We start from the raw sequence: 10,189 nt of genomic DNA, 5'->3' as shown, positions 1-10,189 counted from the left end.
AGCCGATCACTCAATACCATTTTGACCGAAAAGTGATCGGCATCGATGGTATTGAGTGATCGCGATGGATGGTATTAGGTGATCGGCTTAGATGGTATTAGGTGATCGCGATGCATGAGAATATGCAGGAGTTAAATTTATCTAAGAGAAATTCGTGTGCGTTATGTTGATGTTCCGTTCTATCAGGCATGATAATCCTTATAAGTTAATTGCTATTCTTTTAATGTTATTGATATTAAAAGAAAATATATCTGACTAGTGCGGTTACTTCTACCTTATTCTTTACAAAATCATTGTTTTTTTGATCTATGTAGTTAGTTTTCAAGTTTTAGTGTAAATTTGACTTGAACGGCAATGTAAATAAATGGATAGAAAAATACATAATGAAAGCAGACGTAAAAAAGTTAGCTTATATAGGTTCAAAACCTGGTGATATAACTTCAAGAGACTCTGACTCTTGGTATACCCCCAATATATATACTGATATGACAAGAAAGGTACTTGGAACAATCGATCTTGATCCTTTTTCATCGTCTTTAGCAAATGAATATGTAAAAGCTGAACGTTATTTTGATGCCGATTCTAATGCATTTAAACAAATATGGTTTAAAGAACAAGGAACTGTGTTTATGAATCCTCCTTACAGTAGAAAATTGATTGATAAGGCTGTCGAAATTTTTCTGCAAAATATCAGTGATAGTTCAATTTCTCAAGCGGTTGTACTGGTGAATAACGCTACAGAAACTAAATGGTTTCAATCATTAACTAGAAAGTCAGATGCATTATGTCTTGTTGATAAAAGAATCCCATTTGAGAGTTTTGATGGTAAACACTCATCAGGAAATACTAGGGGACAGGTGTTTTTATATTACGGAGTGAATAAAAAGGCATTTAAAAAAGTATTTAAAGAAATAGGAATTATTATTTCACCTTACTAAAAAAAACTAGACTACTGATCATTCATACAATACACTGTTTGCATGATCAGTATTTTGGTGTTTGTGAAGCATGTCCAATTATAAATTAGTAGAAAGTGACGCAGTAGAGTGGCTAAAAACTTTAGATGATGAATCTGTAGACCTTTTAGTTACTGATCCTCCATATGAATCATTGGAGAAACATCGTTCTAAAGGGACTACAACTCGTTTGAAAATGAGTAAAGGTTCTTCTAATCAATGGTTTAAAATATTTCCTAATGATAGATTCCCTGAATTATTTGCTGAAATATATCGTGTAATGAAGAATAACACCCATTTCTATTTATTCTGTGATCAAGAGACAATGTTTGTTGCAAAGCCTCTAGGTGAGCAGGCAGGCTTTAAATTTTGGAAACCTATAGTATGGGATAAAGAGAAAATTGGTATGGGTTATCATTACCGTGCCCGTTATGAGTTTATTTTGTTTTTTGAAAAAGGGAAAAAGAAACTAAATAATCTTGGTATACCGGATGTTTTATCCTCGCCAAGAATTAGAGGTGGTTACCCCACAGAGAAACCAGTTGATATCTCAAAAATATTAATTGAGCAAAGTACTGTTGAAGGTGAGGTTGTTGTTGATCCATTTTTTGGTTCTGCTAGTGTAGGTGAAGCGGCACTAACAACTGGTAGGAATTTTAGAGGCTGTGATATTTTTGAAGATGCTGTAACTGATGGCAATAAAAGGTTATCGAAATTACCTGATGCATATGAATTAAAAGAAACTGTTGTGAAGCCTTTGAATATAGAAGCTGAGCAGAATGTGGGGGATTCACGACAGTTTGATTTGCAATTAGCTTAGTTAAAAAGGATTATTTTATGAATGGAACTCAGTATGCCAATTGGGTTGGACAATATATTAAGTCAAACTTTTCAAATAGAGGTGTTAGTGTTTTTACTGAAGTCTATATGGGAAAAAGTATAATTGGTAAAAATAGACGAGTTGATATTCTTGTACTTGATGAAGAAAACAATAAAGCTGTTGCGATTGAATGTAAATGCCAAAACGTTTCTGGTACAGCAGATGAAAAAGTCCCTTACACTTTAAATGATGCATCAGCAATGCAAATGGATTCTTATGTAGTTTATGGTGGCGAAGGCTTTTCTAAAGGTATTACTCATATGCTTGAGGCAAGCGAACTTGCTTGTTATGCAATGCCCAGTGATGGAAATGAAAATAACTTTAACCGTACTGCGTCCACAAAAGAATTAGATCAGCTACTTGCTATGCGCTTTTCTTGGTGGGACATTTTCACAGAAAATAAAACAGCTTTATAGCTTTTGTAATTTATCAACATAATCTAAATTCTTTGGTCACAAACTTTATTAAATCGAAGAGTGAATTTCTTCTAAGTGAATAAGTTTAGTCACAGACTTAATTAAAGATCAGTATTAAAATTAGCTTTAAAATTTAGTAGCTTTAGTCACAATCTTTATTACCTCTAACCATCAAAAAATTAAGGCTTTAAATATAAAGGCGAACCAGAAATGGTTCGCTTTTTTTTGCAAATAGGAAACCTAATTCAACTTACTTTTGCATTAATGTGGCTATCACTCATAGGGGCACACAGCGCTATAACAAAGATGGCTAAAATTGCTAACGGATAGGAAAGGAGGTTTGCTGAAAAAGTGTCAACTTTTAATGGCGTATTTTGCCGTAGTTCTTGTTTTTTCTGGTTATGTCTCTATTAGATATTTGTAGTGGAATAGTCAATTCATCCAAGGAGATACTTAGGTTTATGACAAAGGTATTGTCGAATAATACCTATGTCACGCTTAAATATTACGAAAATTACTTCACCCCGTGCATCAGCTTGTTAATTGCTGGTCCAATGATAAATAAAAATACTCCGCCACCAATTAATAACCAAAAACTAAAATTGAAACCACTGATTGCAGAATTAACAGTCATACCCGTTTCACCACTGATAAAGCCTGCCAATATGCCTGAAAAATTATTACCAATTGCCGTACTTAAAAACCATCCACCAAAGGCAACCCCTGCCATAGATGCTGGCACTAACTTACTCACCATAGATAAACCTATTGGTGATAAACACAGTTCACCTATCGTATGTAATACATAACAGGCTGCTAATGGCCACAGTGGAATCATATTATTAGCATCGAGTAAATTTTCTAAGGAATAAACTAAGACTAAAAAACCTAAACCTGTACCGAGTAATCCCAAGGCAAATTTTCTTGGAATACTGGGTTCAATTTTACGTTTTGCTAAAGCAAGCCATAATATTGAGACCAGTGGGGCTAACAGTAAAATAGAAACTGAGTTAACCGATTGAAACCAAGCAATTTTAAAATCAATGGATTCAGTGATGGTTCGGTCAACAATATTTTGTGCTAAAAAGGTGAACGAACTACCTGCTTGTTCAAAAAACATAAAAAAGATTACATTGAATAAAAACATGATCAAACAAGCAATTACTTTATCTAGGGCTATTTTTCCTTGCTTTTTAGCCTGAGTAATCAACATTATTGAAAGTGCCGCAAATAAGGCAAATAGAATCCAAGCGAGAACTTGTGCTCCGGCATATGCCATCAATATATAGACAGGAAAAATAGAAACAACGGCACCAATCACTATATACGATAGATTTTTAGTACGTTTAACTGATTTTTCTATTGAGCCAAGGCCTTTTAATTGACGGCGGCCAAAATAAAACCAAACATAGCTAATTAACATGCCAACACCTGCAGCGGCAAATACTGCTTTATAATTATCCATCATTGGGCTGTCTGACAATGTACTCGCTAGCCATTGAGTGATAATGGGGGAGAGCATAGCACCGGCATTGATGCCCATATAAAATATGCTAAAACCTTTATCACGGCGACTATCGTTGTGTTGATAAATTTTTCCAACAAGGTTTGAAATATTAGGTTTAAACAAGCCATTGCCCACGATGACAGTAGCTAGTCCCAGCATAAAAAACGTTTCATTGGGGATCATGATCATAAATAGGCCAGTCCCCATAATCAATGCACCTAGTAAAATTGAATGCTGTGATCCGATAACCTTATCAGCAATGTATCCTCCAAATATTGCACTACCATAAACAAGTGCTAAATACGCACCATAGGTATTTGAGGCAAAAGTTTGTCCCGAGCTATCGCCATTAAAAAATTGAGCTACGATATAAAGAGTAAGTGCCCAACGTATTCCATAAAAGGCAAAGCGTTCCCAAAACTCGGCCATAAATAACATCCATAAGGGTTTTGGATGTCCCCATAATTCATCAAATTGAGATTCTGTTGGCATACTTAGGTCTTCGTTTTCTGCCAAGATTGTGTTGCTCATAGTTGTTCCCTGTTATTTTCTTCTTAATTATTAGTTTTATTAAATTTCAATTAAAAGAATAAAGATTGCAGAGATAAAGACTTGAAGACTTGGTGAATGCTCTATTAATTATTGGTGAAGCTTTGGTGAAAGAGTGAAACAATGATTGCAGTTATCTTAAAATACAGTAACTTATCATGCTTAAGTCAGAAACCATCTGTTATGAGGGATATTATGAGTAATCTAACAAACCGACGTAATATCACTCGCTATTTCTTTGCTGATTTAGTGTTAGATGTTCAGCGAGGAATATTAACGCGAAATAATAAAGAGATCCCCTTACCTAAGCTTAGTTATGATCTGTTATTGGCATTACTGAGAGCTTCACCAACCTTGCTTAGTCAGCAAGAGCTGATGGAGATTGTTTGGCCTAATGTGGTTATTGGGGATGAGACACTCAAACAACGAGTGAAGTTACTGAGAAAAGCGATTACTGATAATGCCAGTGCACCTACTTACATTGAAGCAGTGCGTGGTAGAGGTTATCGATTACTTCCAGAGGTCACTTGTGAATGTACACTGGCTCAACCTGCGGCGGCAATGCTTGATTTAACTGGAAATGACCAATTTCCCAACTTAGGTAGTCAGCCATTTCATGGTGCTTGGCAAGTATTATCTAAAATGCTTTTTACCTTATTACTTCTTATTAGTTTACTGGTTGTGATTTATGGTTATTTTTTCCAAAATCCAATTCTTTCCGCTATTACGCATGCAATAACAGATAAAACGGTAAGTATTGATGCGAGTGATATTAACGAAGGGAAGCCTAATACAGAACAAGTAGCCCAAGAGCTTTATCAAAAGGGGTTATTATATTATCAACGGTATCGTGCCGTTGATAATATAATAGCGATAGACTTTTTTAAAAAATCTATCGCTATTAAAGCTGATTACTCTTTGGCTTATACAGGATTAAGCCAAGCATATTCGCAGCAAATATTTCAATTTAAAAGTGATAACAATACACAGGCGCATGCCATTGATAATGCTTATCAAGCCATTACTTATGACAGCAATTCAGCCGAATCTTACAAAGCTTTAGGCACTGCATATTATGTGTCAGGTTGGCTGTCAAAAAGTATTGCCCCTTATTTAAAGTCTTTAGCACTTGAGCCAAATAACACCGAAGTCCTATCAAATTTAAGTTTTATTTATAGCGAGCAGGGTAACTTAATTGACGCATTATCGCTCATTGAGGAAGCACTTTCTTTAGACAATAAACATGTTGTTAGTATGGTACATGCCGGACAAACCTTACAAAGGTTAGGCCAGTTTGAATTGGCAAAAATTTGGTATAACAAAGCCATAGCTCTACAGCCAGATTATTTATTAGCAACTTATCATTTAGGACAGTTAGCGATTGTTAACGGAGAATATGCTGTTGCTGAGAGAATCTATCAAGAAAAGCTTAATCTCTATAATGAACATCCTTTGCTTATTGAAGGTTTGGCGGATAGTTTCTATTTTTCTAAAAGAGCTAAATTGGCGCAGGAGTTTTATCAAAAATTACAGTTTGACGATCAAGCAGTGATTGATGATAAGCAATTGGTTTCTTCTGCTAATTTAATGAGATTAATGCTGACTTTACCCGCAAGTAAAAAGGAGGTTAGGCAAGTTGAGCAAGTATTGAAAGACAAACTACAATCAGGAACAGATAAAGCATTATATAGCTACAATTTGGCTGTTATTTATGCACAAACTGAGCAAAGTAATTTAGCAATCCGATATTTAGTGCAAGCAATAGAACAAGGAATTACCTCTGTCGAAAAAGTTAACAAACAAACAATGTTTGAGCCGTTATATGAATTGCCTTCATTTAAAAAACTAATAATCAATATGAAAGCTAAGCAAAGTAGCTTTAATGCTCAAATAAAGATGAATTTGTCGTTTTGGCAAAAAAAATAACAGCTATTCTATCTCGCTCTAGGGTGAAAGCGAGTTAGATTCTATAGCCTAATGTTAATTATCCGAAAGGTAGTTAACTCAAAATCATTAACAAGCATGAGGTTATTTATTTTTTATCATTTTAAGTTTCGTTTATAGCTTAGCTTTTAAACATTATTAAGGAGTCACAAACTTAATTATCTGTAGACACTAGTTGATATAAAATATTAAAAAGCGAGCTTCTGTTCACTTATTTTAACAACTTATGGTTTGACCATGTTTACTAACTTGATTACTCGTTTGACTAGTGAAAATAATTAACTTTATGTAGATGAAGGCAGGTTCACTACTAATAAGGCCAACGTTTTAGTCAGAATATTTTACTGTGATTTTGATATTATAGAGTCGTTGTTAAGTTGTACTGTTCAAGTAAAGGTTGTTATGAAGTTTATTTTTTCTCTCTTTTTATTTTATTCTGTTGCGTTAGTGCCATTTTACGTGGAAGCAAGCGATAGAGTCTTAGCCTATATAGAACAAATACCAGCGTATGTTGTTATTAATAATAATAAAATTACTGGCTCGACTATAGATATTTTAAATGAAGCCTTAAAAGAAAGTGATGTAGATATACAGTATCAAGAAATTATCTGGTCAAGAGCTTTATACGAAAGCATACACAAACCAAATATCATCTTAACAGGGCTAAATAGAAACGCCTTCAGAGAAGACAAGTTTCATTGGTTATACAAAGTGCCCGTTCATACCAATAGACAACGGCTTTTTTTATGGCAATTAAAGAGCAAATCCATAGAGAATAAGAAAAGAGGCTTAAAGAATGCTTCTATTACAGTGGTGCAGGGTGATCATAAAAGTAAGTCTTATAAAAGTTACGTTGAAAGCTTAGGCTTCGACGCCAATATTTACGAAGTTGGAAGCCGCGAACAGGTTATACATATGCTGTTTAAAGGGCGAGTAGATTACATACTTGGCGGTGAAATAAATAACGCAGGGAGAATTAAAAGTTTGGGTTTTGACCCTGAAATGGTTGAGCGGGTAGTCGAGATTCCAAATACCAGTCATGGTGTATACATAGCAATGGGAAAGCACACTAATATTAAGCTTGTTAACAAGATTAGAAAAGCGTTGGTTGATTTAGAGCAAAGTGGCCGCGTAAGCGAAATAATGTCACAGTGGCTTAAAAAGACTGACAAAACGTCGCCACATGAGGCTATGTGAGCAGAACGAACAAGTTGTTGGAAAAGAAGTAACTGACTTTGTTTATGTTCTCAAACACTTTGTTGATTATCCATTATGAACATACGAGAACACTTTCATTCATTTCAGCGTTTGTTCTAGCAGAGTTGGTGCTTGCTTCTTATATGGTGTTTTTTTAACTGTCATTCGCGAAGTTACTTGTCGGGAATCCATGCCACTAAGAGCTGGATTCCCGATTAAGTCACCACGGGGATGACATCTTCGAAGCTACGCGGCTGAGCCAAACACTCCCATTTCCATCTCAGGGATTAAATCTCAGTTTTGTAAAATGTCAGTCGAGCTGAGCCATGACGTCACATGGATGTAACTTATTTGATAATGTCGGTGCATCTTGTCCTGATGGCGAAGACTGCCGCTTTTTATGGACGACTTTGCTTTGTAAATAATGCAAGTATTGTCTGTAAACACATCATTGAGGATGTAAGTTTTCACTAAGTGTTGAGTGGCTGCACTGGGGATTGAAAGCAAAGCGGAGCGGTCGTTCCCCTGTTTGTGTACTCGCATTGTAAGACAAATTATGGATTTAAAGCCGCCATCATTTGATCTGCTGCGACAGTGTTTATATTGAAGTTAGCGGTTGATGCGCCATGTACCCCGCCCAGATATAAAACACCCTATTTTTTGTTTGTGGAGTAAAGGTAGAAAGTAGAGCTGTTTGTGGGCTCAAAGTAAAGAGTGCAGCAAAGGTTGCTGTCAAAACCATTTTTTTCATCCAGTTATCATTCTTGTTGACGTATGGTTATGTTCCATATACTCGCCATCATCTTTATACCCATAAAAGGCCATACAAGCGCCATTCAAACAATATTCTATTGTAACTCATGTTAGGCTAAAAATTGAGAGGGAATTAATGATAATCAATTGATTTATTTAAATAATACCTCTAATGAAATACTAACTAATTATTTAAATTTTAGATGATTAAATTATACCGTTAGAATCAATAAACCCGTGATAAATATGTTCATAACTTTATCACGGCTTCTTTTACAACAGCTCATCTATGCAACGGTATCAATAATGATAACTTCACAGTCAGTCGACGCCTTTAGCGTAATTGAGTTCGACTGCGTCACTTCCATGCCGTCACCTCTATTCATGGTGTAACTGCCAGAATCGTCCTCTATTTTGAACATGCCATCTGAGGCCAAAATATACACTTGGTGGTTAATATTATGTTCAATAACCGTGCCCTTTGCTAACTTACCACCATAGATAAGTGCTTCTTGGTTGATGAACAGTGCATTGCTTTTATCTTCATCATAACCTGATGCCAATAAAGTTAGAGCGTCTTCCTGCTCTGTCGGAAACTTTTTACTTTCCCAGCGAGGTTTAATATTTTGTTTATTCGCCTCAATCCAAATTTGATAAAAGGTTAACGGCTCTTTCGTGCGGTTATATTCTGAATGAACAATACCCGTACCAGCGCTCATCACTTGCACTTCGCCCGTTTTAGTTATGCCCATGTTACCCGTACTATCTTTGTGAGTAATCGCACCAGAGCGAATAAAGCTAATAATTTCCATATTACTGTGTGGATGTGACGGAAACCCTGTGCCCGGCTCGACCCAGTCGTCATTCACAACGCGTAATTTACCGAAACCCATGCGAGTTGGATTATAATAATGTGCAAAACTAAAATGATGTTTTGACTTTAGCCAGCCATGGTTAGCGTTACCTAAGCTTTTATAGGGATAATGTTTTAACATGATACTTCCTCATTATGCGAATCTGCATTTTAAACTAAATTGATTAATGACAAGTTGATTAAGCTCTTTCATACACATTGAGAGTAAAGGTGTTAGAGGCACAAGACTAATTGAAGAGAATGATTATTCCCTTATTCTAATCAATAACACGGCATATAAAACCTTTAAAATTTCCTATAGGCGGCAACTCAATGACCAGCTACATTGTTAAATTTATTGGGCTTTGAATGACTAGACCGAAATAAATTTTTTTGTTACTGAACATAGAGTGTGGCTCCGAGTTGGAAAGCAACTTAATCAAATTGGTATAAGGCAAGCTTCATTGATTAATAAATGATATTGCTTTTATCAATGAGCTTTGTCTGCTTGTTTTATTTAATGTTCTTGTAAGCTAGTGCTAGCTTAATGAGCGGTATACCTTCTCATCGATAGAGTGTTTACCACCGCCTTGAATAAATAACGCTACCATTATCGCTAATAGCGATAAACCAAACTCATAACCGTTGTTACTCATAAATAAGCCGTTATCGAGGTGCACGGTAAAGATGGCAACAATCATAGTAATCGCTAACGCAAAACTGGTTGGGCGAGTAAGAAAGCCTATAATTAAGAATAAACCACCAAAAAACTCAGCACTGCCTGCCATTAGTGCCATTACGTACCCTGGCGCTAGCCCAATTGACTCCATCCATTGTCCTGTTCCTTCTAAGCCATAACCGCCAAACCAAGCAAATAATTTTTGTGCACCGTGAGCGGCAAAAAGAAGTCCTGCGATCAAACGTAATGGAAGTGCCGATAATGACTGTTCAGTTTTTGTGATGTAGTTAGTTATTTGTTTAATGTTCATAATGTTCACCTTAAAGTTTTTAAGCTATGCCGTTAAGCTTGCTTAATTGAATATGTAGCTATTGTATAAGTTGAACTGTTATTGAATAACCCCTATTATTTGTTTGATATGCTCAAAAAATTTGAAGAGTTATTTTGTTGGAAAA

8 protein-coding genes are annotated in these 10,189 nt (G+C 35.6%); 5 read left to right on the top strand and 3 right to left on the bottom strand.

The genetic code is table 11. The features are described from left to right. Positions 1-383 precede the first annotated feature (383 nt). From ND2E_RS09310 to ND2E_RS09320, 3 genes are all read left to right on the top strand, one after another. A complete protein-coding gene (locus ND2E_RS09310) occupies positions 384-938 on the top strand; it encodes a DNA N-6-adenine-methyltransferase (protein ID WP_052056586.1) in 555 nt (184 codons plus the stop codon). A 70-nt stretch (positions 939-1,008) separates the two neighbouring features. Then, a complete protein-coding gene (locus ND2E_RS09315) occupies positions 1,009-1,776 on the top strand; it encodes a DNA-methyltransferase (protein WP_052056585.1) in 768 nt (255 codons plus the stop codon). 17 nt (positions 1,777-1,793) lie between these two features. Next, positions 1,794-2,252: a PD-(D/E)XK nuclease superfamily protein gene (locus ND2E_RS09320; protein ID WP_033094160.1), complete on the top strand. Its 459-nt coding sequence runs from the start codon at positions 1,794-1,796 to the stop codon at positions 2,250-2,252. 514 nt (positions 2,253-2,766) lie between these two features. Here ND2E_RS09320 and ND2E_RS09325 read toward each other — a convergent pair. Then, positions 2,767-4,290, bottom strand: a complete 1,524-nt coding sequence (locus ND2E_RS09325) for a peptide MFS transporter (protein ID WP_033094159.1) — start codon at positions 4,288-4,290, stop codon at positions 2,767-2,769. Between the two features lie 213 nt (positions 4,291-4,503). Between ND2E_RS09325 and ND2E_RS22420 the strand changes: the two genes are divergently transcribed. Both ND2E_RS22420 and ND2E_RS09330 read left to right on the top strand, forming a co-directional pair. Further along, complete coding sequence (locus tag ND2E_RS22420) at positions 4,504-6,234, top strand: TPR end-of-group domain-containing protein (protein ID WP_190277831.1); 1,731 nt, start codon at positions 4,504-4,506, stop codon at positions 6,232-6,234. Between the two features lie 420 nt (positions 6,235-6,654). Continuing rightward, positions 6,655-7,449, top strand: coding sequence for a substrate-binding periplasmic protein (locus tag ND2E_RS09330; RefSeq protein WP_033094158.1), 795 nt, complete (start codon positions 6,655-6,657; stop codon positions 7,447-7,449). Between the two features lie 1,040 nt (positions 7,450-8,489). On the opposite strand, the gene ND2E_RS09335 is transcribed toward ND2E_RS09330, so the two are convergent. Both ND2E_RS09335 and ND2E_RS09340 read right to left on the bottom strand, forming a co-directional pair. Then, a complete protein-coding gene (locus ND2E_RS09335; RefSeq protein WP_033094157.1) occupies positions 8,490-9,197 on the bottom strand; it encodes a pirin family protein in 708 nt (235 codons plus the stop codon). A 397-nt stretch (positions 9,198-9,594) separates the two neighbouring features. Then, positions 9,595-10,044, bottom strand: coding sequence for a DoxX family protein (locus ND2E_RS09340; protein WP_033094156.1), 450 nt, complete (start codon positions 10,042-10,044; stop codon positions 9,595-9,597). Between the last annotated feature and the right edge of the window lie 145 nt (positions 10,045-10,189).

The organism is Colwellia psychrerythraea, assembly GCF_000764225.1.
Lineage (GTDB): Bacteria > Pseudomonadota > Gammaproteobacteria > Enterobacterales > Alteromonadaceae > Colwellia > Colwellia psychrerythraea_D.
This window is presented reverse-complemented; position numbering and strand designations above follow the sequence as displayed.

Bases quoted from the DNA above. Each gene is read 5' to 3' on its own strand.
- ND2E_RS09310 (WP_052056586.1), top strand. From the start codon at position 384: ATGAAAGCAGACGTAAAAAAGTTAGCTTATATAGGTTCAAAACCTGGT.
- ND2E_RS09315 (WP_052056585.1), top strand. From the start codon at position 1,009: ATGTCCAATTATAAATTAGTAGAAAGTGACGCAGTAGAGTGGCTAAAA.
- ND2E_RS09320 (WP_033094160.1), top strand. From the start codon at position 1,794: ATGAATGGAACTCAGTATGCCAATTGGGTTGGACAATATATTAAGTCA.
- ND2E_RS09325 (WP_033094159.1), bottom strand. From the start codon at position 4,290: ATGAGCAACACAATCTTGGCAGAAAACGAAGACCTAAGTATGCCAACA.
- ND2E_RS22420 (WP_190277831.1), top strand. From the start codon at position 4,504: ATGAGTAATCTAACAAACCGACGTAATATCACTCGCTATTTCTTTGCT.
- ND2E_RS09330 (WP_033094158.1), top strand. From the start codon at position 6,655: ATGAAGTTTATTTTTTCTCTCTTTTTATTTTATTCTGTTGCGTTAGTG.
- ND2E_RS09335 (WP_033094157.1), bottom strand. From the start codon at position 9,197: ATGTTAAAACATTATCCCTATAAAAGCTTAGGTAACGCTAACCATGGC.
- ND2E_RS09340 (WP_033094156.1), bottom strand. From the start codon at position 10,044: ATGAACATTAAACAAATAACTAACTACATCACAAAAACTGAACAGTCA.